Origin of the sequence: Streptomyces sp. CB01201, assembly GCF_002803085.1 — a bacterium.
In the GTDB taxonomy this organism is placed as follows: domain Bacteria; phylum Actinomycetota; class Actinomycetes; order Streptomycetales; family Streptomycetaceae; genus Streptomyces; species Streptomyces hundungensis.
Genome location: NZ_NNBJ01000020.1, coordinates 1 through 22,623, shown reverse-complemented (window position 1 = coordinate 22,623; position 22,623 = coordinate 1). Strand labels below are relative to the sequence as shown.

The window sequence follows — 22,623 nt, the reverse complement described above, 5'->3', positions numbered from 1 at the left end:
CCGATCCAGGTGGCTACTGGGCGGGCTTGCCGGGCTGGTCGTGGGTCGAGCAGTGGATTCCGCCGCCTCCGGAGGCGATGGTGTCGATCTTCACCATCACGATGTCGCGCTTGGGGAAGTGCTCCTGGAGGATGCCCTTCGCCCGGTCATCGGCCTGTGCGTCGCCGAAGCGGGGCATGAACACGGAGTCGTTGGCGACGTAGAAGTTCGCATAGGTGGAGACGAAGGAGTCGCCCCGGCCGGTGATCTTGTCCAGGTCTGGCTGCGGCAGGTCGATGACCTCAAGTCGCTTGCCGCGGGCGTCCGTTGCCCGCTTGAGGACCGACCTGGCCTGGTCCGCCGACTGCGACCACACGTCCGGCGGGCTGCCCGGGAAGGCCTGGTCGACCAGGACGACCCCCGGCGCGGTGAAGCGGGCGATGCTGTCGACGTGTGCGTCCGTGATGTCCTTGCCCCGCACTCCGGCGAGCCAGAGCACCTTCTTCACGCCGAGGCTGCTCTTGAGTTCGGCCTCGATCTGGTCCCGTGACTTGCCCGGGTTGCGGTTCTTGTTGACCACCGAACTCTCGGTGACCATCAGTGTGCCCTCGCCGTCGGTCTCGAAGGAGCCGCCCTCGGCGACCAGCGGAGCCTTGGCGCGGGCGATGCCGTACTTCGCGAGCAGCAGACGGCCCACCTGTGCGTCGTTGGTGTGGACCTGCTTGTTGCCCCAGCCGCTGAAGTTGAAGTCGACACCCAGGGTGTGGCCGTCCTCCTCCACGAACACCGGCACCGTGTCACGGGCCCACAGGTCGTCCACGGCCAGCGGAATCACCTCGACCTGGGAGCCGCACGCCTTCTGGGCCGCCGCCTGCTGGTCGGGCCTGGCCATCAGGACCACCGGCTCGTACTCCGCCACCGCTCGTGCCACCCGCGCGATGTCCGCGCGCACGGACGGGAGTTGCTCGCCCCACACCGAATCGAGCGCGGGCCACGACATGAACGTACGGGCGTGACTGTCCCACTCGGCACCGAAGCGCCGGCCCGCCGTCCGCTCGCCCGCCGTTCGTTCGCCCGCTGCCGTGGGGGAGGCGGAGGACGATCCGGCCGGGGTGTCCCCGGGGCCGCAGGCCGCGGCGGTGAGGGAGAGGGCGCCGAAGCCGGCGAACGTGCGCAGCGCGGTGCGCCGGGACATGGGGGGAGGGGTCACGGAGAAACTCCTGCGTCGTGCGGGTGGGTCGCCGTTCGGGGGCATACGGAGCCGGACGGATGCCGGACAGAACCCGAAGAGCGGTCCCTTGGGAGGAAAGTAGCCGAGGGTGTTTTTCTTTTCGCGCACCCGGGTCGGGCGTGCGTGTTGGGCCGCCGTGGGGGCGGATCCCGGATCAGGGGTGCGGCTGCTGCATCGTCGAGCAGTGGATGCCGCCGCCTCCGGCCATGAGGCGGTCCACGTCCAGCTGGACCACCTCGCGTCCGGGGAACGCCTCGGCCAGGCTCCGGCGGGCCGCGGCGTCCGTCGCGTGGTCGCCGAACTGCGCCGTGATGACCGCGCCGTTGACGAGATGGAAGTTGAGATAGGAGTCGACGAACGCCGAACTCCGCGACCGCACGGTCGCGGGACCGTCCACCCGGATCACCCGGAGCCGGCGGCCGCGGGCGTCGGTGGCCGCCGAGAGGATCGCGAACTGCTCGCGCGCGTCGCGGGCCCAGACGTCGTTCCGGTCGTCGGGCGGCAGTTGCACCATGATCACACCCGGGCGCACGAAGCGGGAGGTGACGTCGATGTGGTTGTCGGTGATGTCGCGGCCGGGCACTCCGGGAACCCAGATCATCTTCTCGGCGCCGTACGCCGCGAGCACGGCCTCCTCGATCTCCGGGCGGCCGATCCCACGATTGCGGTTCCTGTTCACCAGGCTGCTCTCGGTGGCCATGACCGTACCGTCGCCGTCGGTCTCGACCGAGCCGCCTTCCCCGACGAAGTCGGCCCGGTGGAACCCGAGGCCGGTGAACTCGGCTACGCACGCGGCGACTTCGCCATCGTCGTGATGGGTCTGCTTACGGCCCCAGCCGTTGAAGTTGAGGCCCACGGTGTCGAGGCCGCCGTGGCCGTCGCGGCGGAAGACCGCGCAGGTGTCGCGCATCCACAGGTCGTCGGTGGGGATCGAGTCGATGACGGTGACCCCGGGCCCGCACGCGGCCCTGGCCTGTGCGGCCGTGTAGTCGTCCGGGGCGCACAGGACGACGGGCTCGTACGCCGCGACCGTACGGGCGATCAGCGCGATGTCCTGCTGCACGCCGCCCAGTCGGCGTCCCCAGATGGACCTGCGGGACGGCCAGGACATCCAGGTTCTGGCATGCGGCACATCGTCCGCCGGTACGCGCCAGGCGCCGTTCGCGCGGCCGTCCGGGGGTGCGGCTGAGGGGCGCGTACCGAGGAGGGCATCCAGCAGACGCCTGCCTGGGGGGAGGTGGCTCATGGGTGGTGCTCCGCATCGCGTGCTGTGGATCGAGGGGGGCCGCGGTGTACGGACGGCCTCCCGGCGGGCCGACGCGGACTCGGGGCACGCTGCTCTGTGCGTACGCGCTCCCGTGTGTACGGCGCTCCTGTGTACACGGCGATGACGCGCCGCGCACACCGGGCGCACCGGAGGTCCGTGCGTCGGCTGTGCCTCTACTGTCGCACTGACTGAAAATTCAGTCAAGGTGTGAGGGCGGCTCGGCGGATTGGGCATGGCGCACGATTCGGCATGACGCGCATCGAATCCGGTGCGGGTGCGGGTGCGGGTGCGGGGCCGGCCGGGCGGACCTACGCGGTGGCCTGAAGCTCCCGATCCAGGGCCGCCTCCACATGGGCCCGCGCCTCGGAGGTGGTGACCAGGCCGGCCAGCCAGCGACCGCTCAGTCCTTCGACCAGGGCGGTCAGCCGGATCGCGGCGGCCCGCGAATCCACCGACGCGGGGATGGTGCCGTCGTCCTGGCCGTCGGCGATCAGCTCGGCCAGGTCGACCAGCCAGCGTTCGGTCAGTGCGGTCAGGACGGGCCGGAGCGCCTCGTCGAAGGTGGCCGCCGCGCGCACCTCGGCCCATACCGCGGAGTTCTCCCGTACCGCGGGGTCGTCCTGGAACTCCGCGGCGAGCAGGCGAAGAAGCAGGTCACGGGCGAGGGAGTCGTCGTCCTCCGCGATGTCCGCATAGCCCTCGGCGCGGTCGTTGACGTACTCAAGGGCGCTGGTGACCAGGCCCGCGCGATCGCGGAAGTGGTAGTAGATCAGCGTCTTGGAGACGCCCGCCTCGGCGGCGACGTCCTCCACCCGCAGCCCTCGGACGCCCCGCAGGGCTATCACTCGGCAGGTCGCTTCCAGCAGCTTGGCACGTCGAGTACTCACGTTCGTACAGTAACCAGTCAACAGCGGTGCGCTTGCCGTGCGGCGCTTTTACCGGGAGCCCGGCTACTTGCGGTCCAGGCGCTCCAGCTCGACGGCGACGGCTTCGAGCAGCAGGGTGCGGGCGTGCGTCAGCGGAAGGATGCCGCTGAGCCAGCGCATGCTGAGCCCTTCGAGGAGGGCGGTGAGCCGCTCGGCCGACGCGGCCAGGCTCGCGGCCGGGGACATGGGGCTGACCTGGCCGAGCAGCTCGGCGGTCTCCTGCACCCAGATCAGCGTGGCCTTGGCGAGGTCTTCGCGCAGTTCGGGATCGAAGACGGCGTTCGCCCGCAGCTCGCCCCAGGCGGTGCTGTTCTCCCGGACCACGGGCTCGTCCTGGAGTTCCAGGAGGAGGGTCTGTTCCAGCTCCCGGCGCGGGTCCAGCGGTCGGGCCGGCGTCTCGCGCTCGGAGGTGTAGCGCTCGGCGCGGTCGCTGATGAACTCCAGTGTGCGGCGCAGGATTCCGGCCCGGTCCTTGAAGTGGTAGTAGATCAGCGCGGTGGACACCCCGGCCTCGGCGGCCAGCTCCTCCACCCGCAGTCCCCGCACCCCGCGCCGGGCGATGACCCGCGCGGCCGCTTCCATGATCGCTGTTCTACGGTCACCCACGGTCGCCCACCCTATCTGCCCGGCCGAACACGTTCTGACGGTCGGGAGCGAACGCTCATGTGGTCCGATTGCCTATTGCCTCATCTCTTGACTGAATTTTCAGTCAGTGAGATGTTCAGGCCACGCGCCGCCGACCCGCCAAGGAGCCGGCCCGCATCGACAGGCCCTCGTTGAAAGAGGTCTCTTCCATGCTCATCCATGCCCCCGCCCCGCCTCCCGTACCGGGCGTCCATCCGGAGCCGCGGACATGCGGCTGACTCCCACGGAACGCGACCGGCTCCTGCTGTTCGGCGCCGCCGAACTGGCCAGAGCGCGCCGGGCCCGGGGACTGCGGCTGAACGTGCCGGAGGCGACCGCGCTCATCGCCGACACGGTCTGCGAGGCGGCCCGGGACGGTGCCCGGCTCGCCGAGGCCGTTGCCGCGGCCCGCAAGGTCCTCGGGCCCGAGGACGTACTGCCCGGCGTGCCCGATGTCGTTACCGAGATCCATGTGGAGGCGGTGTTCGACGACGGGAGCCGGCTGGCCGTGGTCGGGGAGCCGTTCGGCGGTGGAGGCCTCGGCGCGCTCGCTCCGGGGGCGGTGCTGCCCGGCGCCGGGGATGTGCGCGGCCCCGAGCCGCAATGTGTGCTGACGGTCCGCAACACCGCCGCGGTCCCGATCAGTGTCACCTCGCACTTCCACTTCTTCGAGAGCAACCCGCGGCTCGACTTCGACCGGGCCGCCGCCTACGGCATGCGGCTCGCCGAGCCGGCCGGATCGTCCACGCGGTTCGCCCCGGGTTTGTCCCGCGAGGTCGCGCTCGTACCCATGGGCGGGGACCGCGTGGCCATCGGCTTCGCCGGTCTCGTCGACGGTCCGCTGGACGCCCCGGGCGCGAAAGCCGAGGCGCTGCGCCGGGCCGCCGCCTGCGGCTATCTCGGCGTGAACGGCACGGCGGGCGGGGCCCCCGCTGTCTACACCCGCAACGCGGCGAGCGGGTCCGGCACGGACGAATCGGATGATCAGGAGGCAGCGCCGTGAACAGCTCAGTCGATCCAACGGCATACGCGGCCGTACACGGTCCGCGGGCCGGCGACCGGGTGCGGCTCGGGGACACCGGCCTCGTGGTCCGGGTCGAATCCGACTCGCAGGCGCCGGGTGACGAGTTCCTCGCGGGCTTCGGCAAGACGGCCCGGGACGGGCTGCATCTGAAGGCCGCCGCCGTCCGCGAGACCTGCGACGTCGTCATCAGCAACGTCGTCGTCATCGACGCGGCGGTCGGGATCCGCAAGGTGTCCATCGGTATCCGCGAGGGGCGGATCACTGCCATCGGCCGGGCGGGCAACCCTGACACCCTGTCCGGTGTGGACGTGGTCGTCGGCACCGGCACGACGATCGTCTCCGGTGAAGGGCTGATCGCCACCGCCGGAGCCGTCGACACCCATGTGCATCTGCTGTCCCCGCGCATCATGGAGGCCTCGCTCGCCTCCGGCGTCACGACCATCATCGGCCAGGAGATCGGGCCGGCCTGGGGTGTGGGCGTCAACTCGCCCTGGGCGCTGCGCAACGCCTTCAACGCGTTCGACGCGTGGCCGGTCAACATCGGTTTCCTGGGCCGGGGTTCGTCCTCGGACGGGGCTCCGCTGGTGGAGGCTTTGGCGGAGGGCGGTGCGTGCGGGTTCAAGGTGCACGAGGACATGGGTGCGCACACCCGGGCGCTGGACACGGCGTTGCGGGTGGCGGAGGAGCACGATGTGCAGGTCGCCCTGCACAGTGACGGATTGAACGAGTGCCTGACGGTCGAGGACACCTTGAAGGTGCTGGAGGGGCGGACCATTCACGCCTTCCACATCGAGGGGTGTGGTGGTGGGCATGTGCCGAACGTGCTGAAGATGGCGGGGGTGCCGAATGTGATCGGTTCGTCCACGAATCCGACGCTGCCGTTCGGGCGGGACGCGGTCGCGGAGCACTACGGCATGATCGTCTCGGTTCATGATCTGAAGACGGATCTGCCGGGGGACGCGGCGATGGCCCGGGACCGGATCCGGGCGGGCACGATGGGTGCCGAGGACGTGCTGCACGACCTGGGGGCGATCGGGATCACGTCCTCGGACGCGCAGGGCATGGGCCGGGCCGGTGAGACGGTGCGGCGCACGTTTGCGATGGCCGGGAAGATGAAGGCGGAGCTGGGTCCGCTGGAGGGCGACGGGGACGGTGACGACAACGCGCGGGTCCTGCGGTACATGGCGAAGCTGACCATCAACCCCGCCATCGCGCACGGCCTCGCGCACGAGATCGGCTCCATCGAGATCGGCAAGATGGCCGACATCGTGCTGTGGCGCCCGGCCTACTTCGGCGCCAAACCGCAGATGGTCCTCAAGTCCGGTTTCCCCGCCTGGGGCGTCACCGGCGACCCGAATGCCGCGACCGACCGCTGCGAACCCCTGGTGCTCGGGCCGCTGTTCGGCGCCCACGGTGCCACCGCGGCCGACCTGTCCGTGGCGTTCGTCAGCCGGGCCGCGGCGGAGTCCGGCTCCTTCGGGCGGCCCTACGACGCGCTGGCCACCCGGCGCCGGCGCGTGGCGGTGCGCGGCACCCGCGGCATCGGCCCCGCCGATCTGGTGCACAACTCGCGCCTCGGCGCCGTACAGGTGGGGGCGGACACCGGGCTCGTGACCCTTGACGGTGTCCCGATCAGTTCGGAACCGGCCCAGGAGGTATCCCTGAGCCGCCTGTACTTCCTGTAGGGCCGCCGACACCACGCGGCCGAGATCGTTCGGTCGCCCACCTTGACTGAATTTTCAGTTCGGAGGAGTATTCCGGGCACATCAACGGCCGTCGTGGTCATCGACCGCCCGCTCGGCCCGGCCCTTCGGGTGCGACCCACCCGGAACCGGCCACTTCGCGGCCCACCGTTGCCCGTCCTCCGTCCTTGCGAAGACCGATTGCCCGTCCTTGCGAAGAGCCTGTCGAACATCTGACGAAGAGAGCTGTGATGACCTTCCGCATGCCCGCCGAGTGGACCGAGCACGAGCGCTGCCTGATGGCCTGGCCCACCCGCCCCGATCTGTGGGGCGCCGTCCTGGAACAGGCCAAGCAGGAGTACGCCCAGGTGGCCCGGGCCATCGCCGGGTTCGAGCCGGTGACCATGGTCGCGCCGCCCGGCCACGGCGACGAGGCCCGTACCCGGTGCGGCGGGGATGTCGACGTGATCGAACTGCCGCTGGACGACTCCTGGTTCAGGGATTCCGCGCCGATCTTCGTTCTCGACCCCGAGGGCCACCGGGCCGGCGTCGACTTCCGGTTCAACGCCTGGGGCCGCAAGCACCACCCGTACGACGCCGACGACCGGCTCGGGGCGGCGCTCCTGGAACACTTCGGCGAGACCGCGATCCGCTCGGAGATGATTCTCGAAGGCGGCGCGATCACCGTGGACGGCGAAGGCACCCTGATCACCACCGAGCAGTGCCTGCTCCACCCCAACCGCAATCCCGGCCTGGACAGGGACCAGGTCGAGGCCGAGCTGAAGGCCCGGCTCGGTGTCACCAAGGTCATCTGGCTGCCGTACGGCGGGCTCCTGGACACCGAGACCGACGGCCATGTCGACGGCGTCTGCGCCTTCGTCGCGCCGGGCAAGGTCGTGGTCCAGCTGCCGGACGACCCGGAGCACCCGGACTACGCCCGGATGCGCGCCAACCGCGCGATCCTCGAAGCCACCCCCGATGCCCAGGGCCGCACCCTGGAAATCGTCGACCTTCCGCAGAGCGCGTTCACCGAGGTCGACGGCGTGCCCGTCGAAGTGGGCTACCTCAACTTCTACGTGGCCAACGGCGGAGTGGTCGTCCCGGTGGCGGGCCTGCCCCAGGACGCGGAGGCGCTGGCCGTGATCGCCGCCGCCTGTCCCGACCGCAAGGTCGTCGGGGTACCGACGACGGCGCTCGCCCACGGCGGCGGCGGCATCCACTGCATCACCCAGCAGGTGCCCGCCGCGCCCCGCCGCGACTGACCCCTCCTGCCCAGCGCTGCCCGCCCGGTCTGACCGCCCAGACCGGGCCGGCCGCCCCGCACCGCCCCATCGTGCCCGTACGGAGAGGAACCGCGCCGATGCCCACCCCACCGCCCCGGCCAGGAGCCCGGCCAGGAGTACGCCGTCCCCACCGGCTCGCCCTGATCGCCGCGGCCCTGTCCGCCGCCCTCCTGATGTCCGCCTGCGCGGGACCGCCCGGCACCAACTCCCCGGCCGCGGCAGCCGACTTCGAGCTGTCCGCCGGCACTCCGCCCGCCAAGGGCGAGATCGCCTCCTTCGGCTGGGCCCTGTACGCGGAGCCACCGACACTCGACTACATCTCCGCCTTCGACTATCCGCAGAACATGATCCTGTCCAATGTCTGCGAGAGCCTGATGCGCTGGACGCCCCAGCTCAAGACGGCTCCGGGCCTCGCCGAGAAGGCGACCAACCCCGAACCCTCGACCTGGGTCTACGATCTGCGCCCCGGAGTGCGCTTCCACAACGGGGCCACCATGACCGCGGACGACGTCGTCTTCAGTCTCGGGCGGCAGATGAACCCCGACAACGGGGCGTCCTGGGCGCAGGTCTTCGAGAACGTCGGCTCGGTCACCAAGACCGGACCACTCCAGGTCACGGTGAAACTGAAGCGCCCCGACTCCCAGTTCCCCCAGTACATGGCGACCGCCGCGGGCGTGGTCGCGAGCAAGGCCGGCGTCGAGGCGGCGGGAAAGGACTACGGCACCTCCGGCGGCCTCGACTGCACAGGACCGTACGAGCTCGGGAGGTGGGAGAAGGGGCAGTCGATCGAGCTCGACCGGTTCGCCGCGTACTGGGGGAGCAGGGCCAAGTCCGGCAAGGTGGTGTTCCGCTTCCTCACGGATTCCTCCGCGCGCACCAAGGCCATGCTCAACGGCGAGGTGGACGGCGGGTACCTCATCCCCACCGAGAGCTACGGCGCGCTGCGCTCCAGCGGGGCGGGCACGCTCTACTTCGGCGAGGGGCTCAGCACCGACAACGTCAACGTGACCAACATGCACGGCGTGCTCGGTGACGTCCGGGTACGGCGGGCCCTGTCGCTGGCCCTCGACCGCAAGGGCTTCGTCACGACCGGCCTGGGCGGTGCCGGGACGGTCACCCACTCCCTCACCACCAGAGCGGCCTGGGCCGAGGCGCCCGAGCAGACCCGGCAGGCCGCCTTCGCGGGGCTCCCCGCCACCGAGCCGAACCTGGGCGAAGCCAGAAAGCTCATCAAGGAGGCCGGGGCCACCGGAAAGAAGGTGACCGTCGCGACCAGCTCGATCGGACAGGACGTGTCCCTGCTCGCCACCGCCCTCCAGGCGGCCGGCACCCAGATCGGGCTCGACGTCCAACTGAAGACGATCGCGCCGAACGCCTTCACGGCACTGTTCACCGACCCCAAGGCACGCGAGGGCATCGACCTCTTCCCGGAGACGTACTACGACTCCATCACCGACCCGCTGGACCTCCTGAGCAACTTCCGCACCGGCGCCTACCAGAACTACGCCGGATACAGCGACCGCGACTACGACCGGCTGGTCGACCAGGCGCGCGCCGCCTACGACCCGGCCACCCGGTTCGCCGTCGAGGCGAAGCTCCAGCAGAAGGCGGCCGAGCAGGTGTTGTGGATACCGGTCGCCGAGTGGCCGACCACCGTGTTCCTCAACAAACGGATCACCGGCGCCCCCACCACCATCTCCTACCTGTACTACCCCTGGGCGGCGGATGTGGGGGCCGCGCGGTGAACTTCCTCAGATTCGGACTGCGGCGCCTCGCCGAAATGGCGGTCACCCTGCTCGCGGCCTCGTTCGTGATCTTCGGCGCGATGTATCTGGCGCCGGGAAGCCCCGCCAGCTTCCTGCTCTCCGGACGGTCCGCGTCCCCGGCCGCGCTGGAGGCCATCAACCGGCAGTACCACCTCGACGACCCCTTCGCCGTACGGTACTTCCGCTGGCTCGGCCAGCTGCTGCACGGCGACTTCGGCCGCTCGATCACCTACCGCACCGATGTGTCACGGCTGCTCGCCGACCGCCTTCCCAGCACCCTGCTCCTGGTCGCCATGGCCCTGGTGCTCGTGGTGGCCGCGGGCCTCGCGCTCGGTCGGATCGCCGCGGTGCGCGGCGGCGCCGTGGACTCGACGATCCTGGTCACCACCACGCTCGCCGTCGGCACCCCGTCCTTCGTCGCCGCCGTCCTGCTCCAGGGCCTTTTCGCGGTCCGGCTGCACTGGTTCCCGGCCGGCGGCACCGGCGACGGGCCGGTCCAGATGCTGTGGCACCTCACGCTGCCCGCGGTAGCGCTCGCCCTGTATCTGATCGGCATGCTCGCCCGGGTCACCCGCAGCGCCATGGTCGAGGTCCTCGGACAGGAGCACGTGACCGTCGCCCTCAGCCGGGGGGTGCCCCGACGCAAGGTGATGGGCCGTCATGTCTTCCGCAACGCGCTCGGCACGGTCCTCACCACCGGCGGCCTGATCGTGTCCACCCTCCTGGTGTGCACCGTCCTCGTCGAGTCGGCGTTCGGCGTCGGCGGCATCGGCCAGCTCCTCGAACTGTCCATCACCACCAAGGACTTCCCCACCGTGCAGGCCATATCCCTCACCATGGTCGGCCTGTTCATGCTGATCAATCTGGCCGTTGACCTGGCACATCCCCTGGTCGACCCGCGCATCGCCCTCGGCCCCCGGAGGTCCGCCGCATGAGCGTCGCCGTCCTGCGGCGCCCGGGCCTGTCCCGGCTCCGCACCCCTCACGCACCCCTCTACCTGCTGTGCCTCGCCTTCGTCACCGTCGTCGTCCTCGCGGCCCTGCTCGCGCCCTGGATCTCGCCGGCCGACCCCAACGCCGTGGACCTGGGCAACGCACTCGCCGGCCCCTCCGCGGCCCACCCCTTCGGCGTCGACTCCTCCGGCCGCGACACGCTCGCCCGACTGGTCACCGGAGCCCGCACCTCCCTGCTCGGGCCCCTCGGAGTGGTGGCCTTCTCCACCCTGGCCGGCGTGGCCATCGGAACCACCGCGGCGTGGCGGGGCGGCTGGCTCGACTCCGTGCTCTCCCGCAGCACGGAACTCGTCTTCGCCTTCCCCGGCATGCTCCTCGCGATCCTCATCGTCGCGGTGTACGGAGAGGGACTCACCGCCCCCGTCATCGCACTCGCCGTCGCCTATCTCCCCTACGTCAGCAGACTCACCCGCTCCTTGGTGCTCGCCGAACGTCAACGGCCCTATGTGAACGCCTACGTGGTGCAGGGCCACTCCGCCCCGCAGATCTGCTTGCGGCACGTCCTGCCCAACGTCGGGCCCGTCGTCCTGGCCCAGTCCACCATCAACTTCGGGTACGCCCTCATCGACCTGGCCGGGCTCTCCTTCCTCGGCCTCGGCGTGCCCGCACTCACCCCCGACTGGGGCCGCATGGTGCTCGACGGCCAGACCGCCGTCCAGCGCGGCTACCCGCTCTCCGCGATCTGGCCGTGTGTCGCGATCGTGCTCACGGTCGTCGCGTTCAACGTCGTCGGCGAGCGCTGGGCCGACCGGGTCGCCAGGAGGGATCGATGAACACCCAGGAAAAACACGCCAGTTGCGCGTCCACGGGCTCCGTCACCGCCTCGCCCGTGCTCGACATCCGAGGGCTGCGCCTGCGTCTTCCGCGCACCGCACGGCCCGTACTCGACGGCGTCGACCTCACCGTGGCCGCCGGGGAGACCGTCGCCCTGGTCGGCGAGTCGGGCTCCGGCAAGACCCTCACCTCGCGCAGTGTGCTGCGCCTGCTCCCGCCCGGCGCCGGCACCGAAGGTGCCGTCCGGGTCGCGGGCGAGGATGTGCTCACCATGAGCGCCGCACGGCTGCGCGCGCTGCGCACCGGCACGGCCGCCATGATCTTCCAGGACCCCCGCGCGGCCATCAACCCGCTGCGCCGGATCGGGGACTTCCTCACCGAGAGCCTGCGCCTGAACACCGGGACATCCGCCGAGGAGGCCGAGCGGCGTGCCGGGGAGCTGCTCGTGGCGGTCGGCCTCGCTCCGGCGGTGATGCGCCAGTACCCGGGACAGCTCTCCGGCGGCATGCTCCAACGCGTCATGATCGCGGCCGCGTTGATGGGCGACCCGGCACTGCTCCTGGCGGACGAGGCCACCACCGCCCTCGACGTCACCACCCAGGCCGAGGTCGTAGCCCTCCTCGGTGACCTCCGCGACCGCTTCGGCACCGGGCTGCTCTTCGTCACCCACGATCTCGGCCTCGCCGCCACCATCAGCGACCGGGTGTACGTGATGTACGCCGGCCGGATCGTCGAAGCCGGCCCCGCCGACGCCCTGTTCGCCCGGCCCCGTCACCCCTACACGGCGGCCCTGCTCGCGGCCACCCCGCGACTCGACGCACCGCAGGGCAGGCTCAACGCGATCGACGGCCAACCTCCGGATCTGAAAGCCGAGTTGACGGGTTGTCCGTTCGCGCCCCGCTGCGTCCACGCCACCGGGATCTGCACGGAACAGGCCCCCGAGGACCGGGCCGTCACGGCTGCCCCCGACGGACGTGAGCACCGGGTCGCCTGCCACCACAGCGACCGCGTCACGGGGAGTGCCGACCATGGCTGAGACCGTGCTGCACGTCAACGGCGTACACCGCCGGTACGGGAGCGTCCAGGCCGTCGACGACGTGTCGTTCTCGCTGGCGAGGGGCGGCTCGCTCGGCATCGTCGGCGAATCCGGCTCGGGCAAGACGACCACGGCCCGGATCGTGGTGGGCCTGGAGTCCGCGGACAGCGGGCAGATACGGGTGCGCGGCACCGGGCGTACGGGTCGGGTGCGCGGCCGGGTGGCCCGGCTCGCGCGGGCCCGCGAGGTGCAGATGGTCTTCCAGGACCCCTTCCTCTCCCTCGATCCCAGGGTGGGCGTCGAGGCGGCGCTGCGGGAGACCCTGCGCCTCCACTTCCCCGGCGCCGACCACGCCCGCCGCATCGCCGAACTCCTCGACCAGGTCGGTCTCGGCACCCGGACCCGCGACGCGCTGCCCCGGCAGCTCTCGGGCGGCCAGCGCCAGCGCGTCGCCATCGCCCGCGCGCTCGCGGTGGAGCCGGCCATCCTCGTCCTGGACGAAGCCGTGGCGGCCCTCGACGTGTCCGTGCAGGCCCAGATCCTCAATCTGCTGGCCGACATCCGTGCCCAGACCGGCGTCGGCTATCTCTTCATCACGCACGACCTCGGGGTGGTGCGCTGTGTCACCGATGACGTGATCGTCATGCGACAGGGCCGGATCGTCGAGGCGGGCAGCACCGAGCAGGTCCTCTCCGCGCCCCAACACCCCTACACGCGGCTCCTGTTGGAGTCCGTTCCGCGTCCCGGCTGGGACCCGCACGCGATCGCGGCCGCCCGCCGGGCCCTGCACCACACCGCGTCCCCTTCCGACAGCACCAACGGACAGAGCACCGTACACAACTGATCGGAGATCAGAGATGAACGACCAGCTCGCTTCAAGCGTCCCCGCGTCCGGCCGGCTCGGCAGGCGCACCTTCCTGACGGCCGCCGGAGCCGCCGCGGCGGGTGCGACCCTGGCGGTCAGCACGGGCGGCAGGGCACATGCGGCCCCGGCCCCGGCCGCGGCCTTCGCCGTGCCCGTCGACGCGGTTCCGCACACCCGTACCTGGATGGCGTGGCCCGACAGCAGTGCCATCTGGGGACGCCAACTGGCCGGAGTGCAGGCCGACATCGCGCTCATCGCGAGGACCATCGCCCAGTACGAGCCCGTCACGCTGTGCGCCAACTCCGCCAGTGTGGCGAAGGCCCGCACCGCGTGCGGCCCGTCCGTCACCGTGATCGGCACGATCCCGGTCGACGACTGCTGGATGCGTGACACCGGTCCGGTCTTTCGCACCGACGGCGCGGGAGGCCTCGACGCCGTGGGGCTGAACTTCAACGGCTGGGGCAACAAACAGACCCATGCCAAGGACGCCCTGGTCGCGCAGCGGATAGCGGCCGGCCTCGGGGTCCCGTTCACCACGGCGGCCCTCGTCGGGGAGGGCGGCGCGGTGGAGACGGACGGCAACGGCACGCTCATGGCGACCCGCAGCAGTCTCATCAACACCAACCGCAACCCTCGGCTCAAGCAGGCGCAGATCGAGGCGGCGCTCTGCGATGCGTACGGCGCGGACCAGGTGATCTGGTTCAACGGCGTGACCGGGCGGGACATCACCGACGACCACGTGGACGCGACCTCCAGATTTCTGGCCGCCGGGTCCGGTCTGGTCCAGATGCCCCTGGCCACGGACACCGACGCCTGGTCGAAGGACGCCCGCCAGCAGTACCAGATCCTGTCGGCGGCCAAGGACGCGGACGGCTGGCCCATCGCCGTCGCCCAGATCCAGGGTCCCGACTACGGCCGCATCCGGTCGAGTGACCCCAACTTCGTCGCCGCGTACGCCAATTACTACGTCTGCAACGGCGCGGTGATCTCGGCCCAGTTCGGCGACGCGCGCGCGGACGCCGCGGCCAGGTCGAGCCTGCGGCAGCTGTTCCCGGGGCGCGTGGTGGAACAGCTCGACATCGACAGCCTCGGCGCGGGCGGCGGCGGCATCCACTGCGTCACCAGGGAGCAGCCCCGCCCCTGAGCGGGCGGGGCTGCCCGGGGTTCACGCCCGGCGCAGAGCGGCTCGGCCCGCGTAACGGGCCGAGCCCCCCAACTCCTCCTCGATCCGCATCAGTTGGTTGTACTTGGCCGTCCGGTCGGAGCGCGAGAGCGAGCCGGTCTTGATCTGACCGCAGCCGGTCGCGACCGCCAGGTCCGCGATGGTGGTGTCCTCCGTCTCGCCCGAGCGGTGCGACATGACGGCCGTCCACCCCGCCCGGTGGGCGGTGGCCACCGCGTCCAGGGCCTCGGTGAGCGTCCCGATCTGGTTGACCTTGACCAGGACCGAATTGCCGACGCCGGTGCGGATGCCCTCGCGCAGCAGCGTCTCGTTGGTGCAGAACACGTCGTCGCCGGTGAGCTGGCAGCGGTCGCCCACGCGCGCGGTCAGTTCGCGCCAGCCGTCCAGGTCGTCCTCCGCCATCGGATCCTCGATGGCGACCACCGGATAGGCGTCGATCAGCTTGGCCAGGTAGTCGACCTGCTCGGAGGGCGTGCGGCGCACCCCCTCGCCGGCGTAGTCGTACGCACCGTCGCGGAAGAACTCCGACGACGCCGGGTCCATGACCAGACCGATGTCCGCGCCCGGACGGTAGCCGGTGCGCTCGATGGCGGTCACCACGAAGTCGAGGGCCTCTTCGGCGGTGCGCAGTGCGGGTGCGAAGCCGCCCTCGTCGCCGACCCCGGTGGAGTGCCCGGCGGCCAGCAGGTCGCGGCGCAGGGTGTGGAAGACCTCACTGCCCATGCGGACGGCTTCGGCGAAGGTGGCCGCGCCCATGGGCGCGATCATGAACTCCTGGAAGTCCAGCGGGTTGTCGGCGTGCGCACCGCCATTGACGATGTTCATCATCGGCAGCGGCAGGAGGCGGGCGTGGGCGCCGCCGAGATAGCGGTAGAGGGGCTGGCGGTGGGCCGCCGCGGCGGCCTTGGCGGCGGCGAGGGAGACGCCGAGGATCGCGTTGGCGCCGAGCCGTGACTTCGTGGGCGTGCCGTCAAGGGCGATCAGGGCGGCGTCCAGCCCGGCCTGGTCCACCGCGTCCCGGCCGCGCACGGCCGCCGCGATCTCCCCGTTGACCTGGGCCACCGCCCGGTCGACGCCCTTGCCGTGCCAGCGCGCGGAGTCGCCGTCGCGCAGTTCCACGGCCTCCCGGGCGCCGGTGGAGGCTCCGGAGGGGACGGCGGCTCGCCCCAGGGATCCGTCCGCCAGGACGACATCGACCTCGACCGTGGGGTTGCCCCGGCTGTCGATGATCCGGCGGCCGTGGACGGTGCGGATGGCGGCGGCTGCGGTTTCAACTGGGCGTGCGGACATGGGAGTTCCTTCCCGTTGTCGTATGCCGTGGCTCCGGCTGCGACAGCGCTGGCGCTGAGCCCGACGAGTCAAACCCTACAGCAATACTGCACAGCAATGCTGCTCAGTTTTGCTGTGCAGCATGGCTGTGCAGGTCAGCCGCGCCACCCGGCCGACCAGCGGGTTAAAGTGCCCTATGTCCACCCCGGAAGCCGCCGCCATCGCCACCGAACTGCGCACTGCGATGGGCAAGCTCACCCGACGCGTCAAACACGAGGACCGCATCCCGCTGGGTCAGGCCGCCGTGCTCGGTGCGCTCGACCGCAACGGCGCGATGACCACCAGTGACCTCGCCGCCGACCAGCGGGTGCGCCCCCAGTCGATGGCCCGGGCGGTGGGGCTGCTGATGGAGCAGGACCTGGTCACCCGCCGCGCGCACCCGACCGACGGCCGCAAGTCGCTGGTCGAGCTCTCGGAGGCGGGCCGGTCCGCGCTCGAAGCCGAGCGCGGTCGCCGGGCCGGCTGGCTGGCACAGGCCATCGAGGCCGAACTGACCGATGCGGAAAGGGAGTTGCTCGCCCGCAGCGCCGCCCTGCTCGATCGGCTCGCCACCCGGTGACGGGAGCGGGCGATTCGTCACGAAGCGCGCCGCAGAACCAGGATGTGATCGGTGACCTCGGCCATCCGGCCGTCGGGCCCCGTGGCGACACGGCTGGACGGTTCCGCTCGTTCGATCGTCCAGGTGGCAGGATCCGCGCCGATGCCGGCCGCTACCTCGCTCGGGGGCGGGAAGTACGCGTCGGGATCCTGGTTCCACGACCACGGGGCGGTCGACCCGTGATCGACGACCAGGAGGCGGCCGCCGGGGCGCAGCGCGTGTGCGGCGCCGCGCAGGACCTTCGACCTGTCCAGGGCGTGGGGGGTGTGCAGATAGTGGGCGTTGACCAGGTCGAACCGGCCCCCGGGGAAGGACTCGTGCAGATCGTGCTGCCGTGCGTCGATGAGCTCGCCCAGACCGCAGGCGCCGGCGAGGCCGGTGAGCCGTTCGACCGCGACGGCCGAGATGTCGACGGCGCTCACCCGCCAGCCCCGGCGGGCCAGCCACAGCGCGTCGCCGCCGTTGCCGCAGCCCAGGTCCAGGGCGGCGCCGGGCGGCAGGGCCGCGACGATTTCGGTGAGGCGGACGTTCGGCCGGGGATCGGTGGGCACCGGCCGTGCCGCGTAGACGTCCTGCCAGTACGTGGCCGCGTCCGCGGCTTCGGGGGTACTCATGGAGGGCTCCTCGGGTAGGTGTGCGCCCAGTGTCGGCAGGCCACCGCGGCTTGGCACGAAAAGTTGCCGCTCTGGCAAGATGGGCGCATGGACCGGGGAACGGAAGACGTGCTCGACGCGGTGGGACCGCGACTGCGGGCGCTGCGGCGCGAGCGCCGGATCACCCTCGCCGACCTCGCCGCGGCGACCGGGATCTCGGAGAGCACCCTGTCCCGCCTCGAAGGCGGACAGCGCAAGGCGACCCTGGAACTGCTGCTGCCGCTGGCCCGGACGTACGACGTTCCGCTGGACGACCTCGTCGGCGCCCCGCGCACCGGTGATCCCCGCATCCATCTGAAGCCGGTCCAACGGTTCGGGATGACGTTCGTGCCGCTGTCCCGGCAGCCCGGCGGCGTACACGCGTTCAAGATGATCATTCCCGCCCGCCCCGAACCGCGGGCACCGACTCCGCAGACACACGAGGGGTTCGAGTGGCTGTACGTGCTCAGCGGGCGTCTGCGGCTGGTGCTCGGCGAGCGTGATCTGACCCTGCCGCCCGGCCAGGCCGCCGAGTTCGACACGTCCCTTCCGCACTGGCTGGGCAGTTCGGACGGCGGCGCGGTGGAGCTTCTCGTCCTGTTCGGCCTGCAAGGGGTGCGCGCCCATGTGCGGGGCGATTCCCCCAGGTCGTCCAAGCCGTCTTGATCCGTCCACGTCGTCTGCGTCGGCGTGCGGCGTCCGCGTCGTGCCGGGACGGGAGCGGGGGAAGGTATCTGCGGCGGGTCCGGGAGGGCGGACGCCCCGCGGACCCGCCACCCGGATTCAGCCGGCTCTGCGCTCTGTCACCAGCAGGGTCTGCAACACCCGCCCGCAGTCCCCGGAGCCGTCGTACATCAGCCCCGTGGCCAGGCCCGAACCAGCAGGGCTGGCCGCCGTCTCCGAGCGCAGGCAGAGCCATTCGCCGACGGGATCGCGGTGCAGGGCGAGGGTGATGTCGGTGTTGATGACCAGGCCTTCGCGGTGGTCCAGCTCGAACGCCACGGCCCAGCTGCTGTCGGCCAGCGTGAGGGCCCGGGTCAGGGCGGTGTCCTGCTCCCCGGCCACCAACGGGACGCGCTGGCGGGCCCAGACGGTGCCCGGGCCGGGTGAGTCGAAGCTCCGGCCGTCCTCGAACCGCCACTCCATCGCGGAGACATAGCCGCCCAGGTACGCCCCCGTCATGCTCCCCAGGGGCCGCGGCCCCGGCAGCGGCGGTGCGGCGGGCCCGTGCCGCAGCGAGGGCGTGTCATCGGGGCTGGCCACCATGCGCCAGGCACGGGCGAGCAGTACCGGCTCGCCGTCGGCCGTCAACTCGCCCTCCAGGAGCTCGACCCGGGCGCCGGTGCGTACGGCCCGCACCTCCACCCGCAGGTCCGCGACCGGCACCGGCCGGAGCAGCTCCACGGTGACGCGGGCGATCCTCGCACCGGAACGCCCGGGGTGCCGTTCCATGGCCCGCCCCACGAGCGCCGACGGGGGGCCGGCGTGCTGGGTCTTGGGACTCCACGGGCCCGCGGTCGCCGGTGTGCTCTCGAAGCTACCGTCGGCGAGTTCCCGGTAGAAGGACGCGGGCGGGGCGGGGGAAGCGGATGCGGGTTCAGGGCTCATGGCGGAAATCTGTAGACCATGGGGCAGCTGCGCGGCAAGGGGACTCAGGCCCACGCGATCCTCCTGGCGCCGTGCACCGCGACCACCAGCACCGCCAGAACGGCGGCGCAGCCGCCCACCACCATGACCGCCGACGGGGAGGAGCGGTCGATCACGAACCCGCCCACCAGCGCGCCGAGCGAGAGGGTGGCCTGGAAGGACGCCGTGAACAGGACGGAAGAGGCCTCGGGGGAGGCGGGGGCGGCCTTCGCGAACCAGGTCTGGGAGCAGATCGGCACCGCGCCGTAGGCGGCACCCCACAGGACCAGGAGGGTCACCGCGCCCCAGTCCCGGCGGCCGAGCAGCGGCATCAGCAGGGTCGCGCAGGCGATCGCCGCGGCAGCGGCGGCGAAGGTGGCCCGCGGATAGCGGGCCACGGTGGAGCCGCCGAGGAAGTTGCCCACGATGCCCGCGACTCCGTAGGCGAGGAGATGGAACGTGATGAGCGCGGGGCTCACACCGGTGACCTGCTCCAGGAAGGGAGTCATGTAGGTGTAGGTCCCGAAGTGCGCCAGGACGACGAGGAAGGTGACGACCAGTGCGTACCGGGTGTTGGTGCCCCGGAACATCCCGCCGAGCACGCTGGGGCGCGGCCCTCGCCCGGCCGGCAGTGCCGGCACGACCAGGAGCAGCAGGACGAACACCGCGAGGGTGAAGACGCCCATGGCCAGGAAGGTGGTCCGCCAGCCCGCGAGGTCCCCGACGAACGTACCGAGCGGAACGCCGAGTACGGAACCGAGCGGCACCGCCGAGAAGATCAACGAGGTGGCCCGACCCGTCTGCGCCGCCGGTACGAGCCGGCCCGCGAGACCGGCGCCGATGGACCAGAAGCCGCCGATGGTGATGCCGACCAGCACGCGTGACACGAGGATCAGCCAGTAGCTCGACGCAGTCGCTGCCAGGAAGTTGGCCAGCGCGAGGAGCAGGATCAGGGCGCCCAGCACCGTCCGGCGGTCGATGCGCCCGGCGGCCACGGTCACCAACGGCGCACAGATCGCGGCGAGGAAGCCGGGCATCGTCATCATCAGGCCGGCCATGCCGTCCGAGACGGTGAAGCCGGAACCGATGGACGTCAGCAGGCCGATGGGCAGGATCTCGGTGGTGACGATCGAGAAGATCCCCATCGTCACCGAGAGCACGGCCAGCCAGGAGAGCAGGGGGGAGCGGGTGGTCGATGTGGCCGAGGGTTCGACGGCTGCGGTCGCGGAGGACATGGATCCCCTTCTGGAGAGTGTCACTTGGGGCTGTGATCACCAGTCCAGCAGGGGTGGTGGCCCGCCTCCGGCAGGATTCCGACACCAAGGGCGCGGAGGCGGGGTGATGTCGTTTTTCCGCGATGCGGCGCGGTCGCGCGCCGGGCATCGGGCGGTGCGGGCAGGCGCCTTCAGGCCGGCAGGCGGCTGGAGTGGGAGGAGCGGCGGGCCGCGGACAGCAGGGCGTGGATCTGGGGGCCCGCCTGCTCGATGTCCTGGACGGGGCGGGGGAAGGGCAGTCGTACGTCCTGGTGGGTGGCGGGGTACTCCAGGCGCAGGGTCAGCCCGTAGCGGTCGAGAGCGACGGGCAGGACGCGGGACAGGGAGCTCTTCACCTGGGGCCGGACGAGCCGCAGCAGCAACGGAACGAGATCCTTGTGGCTGTCGACGAGATGGTTGAGCATGCCCGCCTCACGGGTGGCCAGTGGGTCGAGGTCCGTCTCCTGGAGCGCGTCCAGGGAAAGGTCCGTACGCCCCTGGGCGTCCTCGATCCACGCCCCGCCGAACTCCACGCACGTACTCGCGGCCGCGGCCGGATCGTAGGGGGCGCTCAGGAGTCCCGAGAGGGTCACGCGGGCGCGCATCCGGTCGCGGACCGGGGTGGGCGCGATGTCGGTGAGTTCCAGGCGGACGGGCAGGGGGCCGGTGTGCTGCCCGTGGTCCAGGTCGCCGGGCTCGTGCAGATGCACACGGCCCGCCGCACCGCCATCGCCGGCGCAGTACACCTCGTGTCGGCCCTCGTCGGTCACCACGGTCATCGAATGGGCCGCCGCGAGGATCGACCGTACGCGCTCGGCGGCGGTCGGCGTGGCGGTGCGGGCGCGGAAGGGGCGCATGCGGGTTCCTCCTGGGAGGCGGCGTCGATACCCAAGCCCTCTGCTTAGGTATGCCTAACCTAACCTATCCGCCGAGCCTCGTCGTCAGTGACGTGGCGGGAGGGACGCATGGGGCGTGCGATCGGCCCGGCTTGGCAAGTGAAACCCCCTGCGGGCAACGGGAATTGCCCACTTTCGAGGGACAGCACGGCCCGGCGCGGCATCGCTACGATCGGCGGCACTCCTCGGTCCCTGAAATTTCACCGCCCGGGTCCGCGCCCGACGGAGAAGGGGCCGGGAGTTCGACGGCGTGCGAGGCCACCAAGGGCTTCGCGCAGCTCGGACGGAGAGAGGCGGAACCTGATGGCAGGCCATGGCAACGGCGTACGGGCCGACGAGATCGCGAACGCGGTGTGGGTGAAGGCGACCGCGAGCGACGCCTACAACGACTGCGTTGAAATTGCGCGGCTTCCCCAGGGGGAGGTGGCACTGCGCAACTCCCGCTTCCCACAAGGGCCGGCGTTAGTCTTCACCTCCTCCGAACTGGCGGCCTTCCTTGACGGGGCGCGCAAGGGGGAGTTCGACGGAATGGTTGGCTGAAAACCCGTAGCGACGGGTTGTGGCGGCCACCCGGGTTCCTCAGGATGGGCGCGTATCGGCGACGGTCGCCGTGCGCTGGAGGAGTCAGGGTGGCCGCACGCGTTCTCGGTCCCGTCCCGGACGAGGAGCCCGAGAGCCCCCGGGCGAGCGCCGCCCCGCCGGCCCGCGTACTGGGTCTGCGGCTGCGCGAGATGCGGATCGAGGCGGGGCTGCGCGGCCAGGACGTGGTGGCCGCGGGCGCGATCGGCTCGGCCTCCAAGCTCAGCCGGTACGAGACGGCCAACGGCGACGCCCGGCCCGACACCGAGACCGTGACCCGGCTGGCCACGCTCTACGGCTACGACGACCGGGAATCCCTGAGGGCGCTGACGAGCCTCGTGGACGACGCGAACCAGCGCCGCTGGTGGACGGACTACCGCGACGTGGTGGACAAGTCCCTGCACAACCTGATGGCGGTCGAGAGCGCCGCCACGGAGATCCGCACCTTCTCCGACTCGCTGGTGCCCGGTCTGCTCCAGACCTCCGAGTACGCCCGGGCCATCATGCAGGCCCCCTACCTGGGCAGACCGGACCTCCCCACGATCGACCGCCGGTGGGAGGTGCGGCGGCGACGGCAGCAGATACTCGAATCGCCCGAGGCGCCGGACTACTCGGCGGTCATCTCCGAGGGGGCGCTGCGCAAATGGGTGGGCGGCCGCAAGGTGATGCGCGGCCAGCTGCGGCACCTGTTCAACCTCGCGGAGAACCGCGACCGGGTGCACATCCGCGTCTTCACCGACCGCGCCTGCGCGCGGGTGTTCCCGCCGACGACCGCGATGACGGTCTTCAAGTTCCGGCCGCGGGACGAGCCGGACATGGTCTACACCGAGGGGCTGAACAGCGGCGGGACCTGGCTGAGCGAACTCGGTGACGTGGACCTGCACGCCGCCTCGATGACCGAGCTGATCCAGCACAGCCTCGGCAAGCGGGAAACGCTGGCTCTGCTCGAACGCCTCATCGCCGGGTTCGCGGACGACGAGGGACGGGCCGGGGACTAGGGGGTGTCCGGAAAGTCATGGGAGCCAGAGCCGCAGGCAGGCGAGGGTGACCATGGCCT

General features: G+C 71.3%; 22 protein-coding genes. 13 read left to right on the top strand and 9 right to left on the bottom strand.

What is annotated here, in order from left to right:
* Positions 1-13 precede the first annotated feature (13 nt).
* The 4 genes from CG740_RS32240 to CG740_RS32225 all read right to left on the bottom strand — a co-directional run bounded on the left by CG740_RS32240 (position 14) and on the right by CG740_RS32225 (position 4,009).
* Positions 14-1,174 carry an agmatine deiminase family protein gene (locus tag CG740_RS32240; protein ID WP_100578851.1) on the bottom strand — a complete coding sequence of 387 codons (1,161 nt, stop codon included), beginning with the start codon at positions 1,172-1,174 and terminating at the stop codon, positions 14-16.
* A 190-nt stretch (positions 1,175-1,364) separates the two neighbouring features.
* Positions 1,365-2,456, bottom strand: a complete 1,092-nt coding sequence (locus tag CG740_RS32235; protein ID WP_100578850.1) for an agmatine deiminase family protein — start codon at positions 2,454-2,456, stop codon at positions 1,365-1,367.
* 329 nt (positions 2,457-2,785) lie between these two features.
* Positions 2,786-3,364 carry a TetR/AcrR family transcriptional regulator gene (locus CG740_RS32230; RefSeq protein ID WP_199846635.1) on the bottom strand — a complete coding sequence of 193 codons (579 nt, stop codon included), beginning with the start codon at positions 3,362-3,364 and terminating at the stop codon, positions 2,786-2,788.
* 63 nt (positions 3,365-3,427) lie between these two features.
* Complete coding sequence (locus tag CG740_RS32225) at positions 3,428-4,009, bottom strand: TetR/AcrR family transcriptional regulator (protein WP_376207292.1); 582 nt, start codon at positions 4,007-4,009, stop codon at positions 3,428-3,430.
* Between the two features lie 247 nt (positions 4,010-4,256).
* On the opposite strand from CG740_RS32225, the gene ureA reads away from it, so the two are divergent.
* The 9 genes from ureA (at position 4,257) to CG740_RS32180 (ending at position 14,614) form a co-directional block, all read left to right on the top strand.
* On the top strand, positions 4,257-5,030 hold the full coding sequence (ureA, locus tag CG740_RS32220) for an urease subunit gamma (RefSeq protein ID WP_100578847.1): 774 nt from the start codon (positions 4,257-4,259) through the stop codon (positions 5,028-5,030).
* Complete coding sequence (locus CG740_RS32215; RefSeq protein ID WP_100578846.1) at positions 5,027-6,736, top strand: urease subunit alpha; 1,710 nt, start codon at positions 5,027-5,029, stop codon at positions 6,734-6,736. The genes ureA and CG740_RS32215 overlap by 4 nt, the downstream gene beginning before the upstream one ends.
* 248 nt (positions 6,737-6,984) lie before the next feature.
* Positions 6,985-7,995 carry an agmatine deiminase family protein gene (locus tag CG740_RS32210; protein ID WP_234376602.1) on the top strand — a complete coding sequence of 337 codons (1,011 nt, stop codon included), beginning with the start codon at positions 6,985-6,987 and terminating at the stop codon, positions 7,993-7,995.
* A 98-nt stretch (positions 7,996-8,093) separates the two neighbouring features.
* Positions 8,094-9,761, top strand: a complete 1,668-nt coding sequence (locus CG740_RS32205; protein ID WP_100578844.1) for an ABC transporter substrate-binding protein — start codon at positions 8,094-8,096, stop codon at positions 9,759-9,761.
* Entirely contained in the window at positions 9,758-10,717 is a 960-nt protein-coding gene (locus tag CG740_RS32200; RefSeq protein WP_100578843.1) for an ABC transporter permease, read from the top strand. The genes CG740_RS32205 and CG740_RS32200 overlap by 4 nt, the downstream gene beginning before the upstream one ends.
* Positions 10,714-11,568 carry an ABC transporter permease gene (locus tag CG740_RS32195; protein ID WP_100578842.1) on the top strand — a complete coding sequence of 285 codons (855 nt, stop codon included), beginning with the start codon at positions 10,714-10,716 and terminating at the stop codon, positions 11,566-11,568. The genes CG740_RS32200 and CG740_RS32195 overlap by 4 nt, the downstream gene beginning before the upstream one ends.
* Positions 11,565-12,605: an ABC transporter ATP-binding protein gene (locus CG740_RS32190; protein WP_100578841.1), complete on the top strand. Its 1,041-nt coding sequence runs from the start codon at positions 11,565-11,567 to the stop codon at positions 12,603-12,605. The genes CG740_RS32195 and CG740_RS32190 overlap by 4 nt, the downstream gene beginning before the upstream one ends.
* Complete coding sequence (locus tag CG740_RS32185) at positions 12,598-13,449, top strand: ABC transporter ATP-binding protein (RefSeq protein ID WP_100578840.1); 852 nt, start codon at positions 12,598-12,600, stop codon at positions 13,447-13,449. Before CG740_RS32190 ends, CG740_RS32185 begins: the two co-directional genes overlap by 8 nt.
* A gap of 13 nt (positions 13,450-13,462) precedes the next feature.
* Positions 13,463-14,614 (top strand): agmatine deiminase family protein, encoded by a 1,152-nt coding sequence (locus CG740_RS32180; protein WP_100578839.1) that lies wholly within the window; start codon positions 13,463-13,465, stop codon positions 14,612-14,614.
* 21 nt (positions 14,615-14,635) lie between these two features.
* Here CG740_RS32180 and eno read toward each other — a convergent pair whose 3' ends face one another.
* The gene (eno, locus tag CG740_RS32175) at positions 14,636-15,943 is read right to left on the bottom strand and encodes a phosphopyruvate hydratase (RefSeq protein WP_100578838.1); all 1,308 of its coding nucleotides are present in this window, start codon (positions 15,941-15,943) and stop codon (positions 14,636-14,638) included.
* Positions 15,944-16,118: 175 nt separating this feature from the next.
* Here eno and CG740_RS32170 point away from each other — a divergent pair, with 175 nt between their 5' ends.
* The gene (locus tag CG740_RS32170) at positions 16,119-16,541 is read left to right on the top strand and encodes a MarR family winged helix-turn-helix transcriptional regulator (RefSeq protein WP_100578837.1); all 423 of its coding nucleotides are present in this window, start codon (positions 16,119-16,121) and stop codon (positions 16,539-16,541) included.
* 17 nt (positions 16,542-16,558) lie between these two features.
* Here CG740_RS32170 and CG740_RS32165 read toward each other — a convergent pair whose 3' ends face one another.
* Entirely contained in the window at positions 16,559-17,194 is a 636-nt protein-coding gene (locus tag CG740_RS32165) for a class I SAM-dependent methyltransferase (protein WP_100578836.1), read from the bottom strand.
* An 87-nt stretch (positions 17,195-17,281) separates the two neighbouring features.
* Here CG740_RS32165 and CG740_RS32160 point away from each other — a divergent pair, with 87 nt between their 5' ends.
* A complete protein-coding gene (locus CG740_RS32160) occupies positions 17,282-17,878 on the top strand; it encodes a helix-turn-helix domain-containing protein (RefSeq protein ID WP_100578835.1) in 597 nt (198 codons plus the stop codon).
* A 117-nt stretch (positions 17,879-17,995) separates the two neighbouring features.
* Here CG740_RS32160 and CG740_RS32155 read toward each other — a convergent pair whose 3' ends face one another.
* From CG740_RS32155 to CG740_RS32145, 3 genes are all read right to left on the bottom strand, one after another.
* Positions 17,996-18,820: a thioesterase family protein gene (locus CG740_RS32155; RefSeq protein ID WP_100578834.1), complete on the bottom strand. Its 825-nt coding sequence runs from the start codon at positions 18,818-18,820 to the stop codon at positions 17,996-17,998.
* 44 nt (positions 18,821-18,864) lie between these two features.
* On the bottom strand, positions 18,865-20,073 hold the full coding sequence (locus tag CG740_RS32150) for an MFS transporter (protein WP_100578833.1): 1,209 nt from the start codon (positions 20,071-20,073) through the stop codon (positions 18,865-18,867).
* 170 nt (positions 20,074-20,243) lie between these two features.
* Complete coding sequence (locus CG740_RS32145; protein ID WP_100578832.1) at positions 20,244-20,948, bottom strand: DUF2470 domain-containing protein; 705 nt, start codon at positions 20,946-20,948, stop codon at positions 20,244-20,246.
* Between the two features lie 342 nt (positions 20,949-21,290).
* Between CG740_RS32145 and CG740_RS32140 the strand changes: the two genes are divergently transcribed.
* Positions 21,291-21,527 (top strand): DUF397 domain-containing protein, encoded by a 237-nt coding sequence (locus CG740_RS32140; RefSeq protein ID WP_100578831.1) that lies wholly within the window; start codon positions 21,291-21,293, stop codon positions 21,525-21,527.
* A gap of 89 nt (positions 21,528-21,616) precedes the next feature.
* Complete coding sequence (locus CG740_RS32135; protein ID WP_159030445.1) at positions 21,617-22,564, top strand: helix-turn-helix domain-containing protein; 948 nt, start codon at positions 21,617-21,619, stop codon at positions 22,562-22,564.
* The last annotated feature ends 59 nt before the right edge of the window (positions 22,565-22,623 follow it).

Excerpts from the sequence above, each read along its gene's own strand:
- CG740_RS32240 (WP_100578851.1), bottom strand. The coding sequence starts at position 1,174 with ATGTCCCGGCGCACCGCGCTGCGCACGTTCGCCGGCTTCGGCGCCCTC.
- CG740_RS32235 (WP_100578850.1), bottom strand. The coding sequence starts at position 2,456 with ATGAGCCACCTCCCCCCAGGCAGGCGTCTGCTGGATGCCCTCCTCGGT.
- ureA (WP_100578847.1), top strand. The coding sequence starts at position 4,257 with ATGCGGCTGACTCCCACGGAACGCGACCGGCTCCTGCTGTTCGGCGCC.
- CG740_RS32210 (WP_234376602.1), top strand. The coding sequence starts at position 6,985 with ATGACCTTCCGCATGCCCGCCGAGTGGACCGAGCACGAGCGCTGCCTG.
- CG740_RS32205 (WP_100578844.1), top strand. The coding sequence starts at position 8,094 with ATGCCCACCCCACCGCCCCGGCCAGGAGCCCGGCCAGGAGTACGCCGT.
- CG740_RS32195 (WP_100578842.1), top strand. The coding sequence starts at position 10,714 with ATGAGCGTCGCCGTCCTGCGGCGCCCGGGCCTGTCCCGGCTCCGCACC.
- CG740_RS32190 (WP_100578841.1), top strand. The coding sequence starts at position 11,565 with ATGAACACCCAGGAAAAACACGCCAGTTGCGCGTCCACGGGCTCCGTC.
- CG740_RS32185 (WP_100578840.1), top strand. The coding sequence starts at position 12,598 with ATGGCTGAGACCGTGCTGCACGTCAACGGCGTACACCGCCGGTACGGG.
- CG740_RS32180 (WP_100578839.1), top strand. The coding sequence starts at position 13,463 with ATGAACGACCAGCTCGCTTCAAGCGTCCCCGCGTCCGGCCGGCTCGGC.
- eno (WP_100578838.1), bottom strand. The coding sequence starts at position 15,943 with ATGTCCGCACGCCCAGTTGAAACCGCAGCCGCCGCCATCCGCACCGTC.
- CG740_RS32170 (WP_100578837.1), top strand. The coding sequence starts at position 16,119 with ATGTCCACCCCGGAAGCCGCCGCCATCGCCACCGAACTGCGCACTGCG.
- CG740_RS32165 (WP_100578836.1), bottom strand. The coding sequence starts at position 17,194 with ATGAGTACCCCCGAAGCCGCGGACGCGGCCACGTACTGGCAGGACGTC.
- CG740_RS32160 (WP_100578835.1), top strand. The coding sequence starts at position 17,282 with ATGGACCGGGGAACGGAAGACGTGCTCGACGCGGTGGGACCGCGACTG.
- CG740_RS32155 (WP_100578834.1), bottom strand. The coding sequence starts at position 18,820 with ATGAGCCCTGAACCCGCATCCGCTTCCCCCGCCCCGCCCGCGTCCTTC.
- CG740_RS32150 (WP_100578833.1), bottom strand. The coding sequence starts at position 20,073 with ATGTCCTCCGCGACCGCAGCCGTCGAACCCTCGGCCACATCGACCACC.
- CG740_RS32145 (WP_100578832.1), bottom strand. The coding sequence starts at position 20,948 with ATGCGCCCCTTCCGCGCCCGCACCGCCACGCCGACCGCCGCCGAGCGC.
- CG740_RS32140 (WP_100578831.1), top strand. The coding sequence starts at position 21,291 with ATGGCAGGCCATGGCAACGGCGTACGGGCCGACGAGATCGCGAACGCG.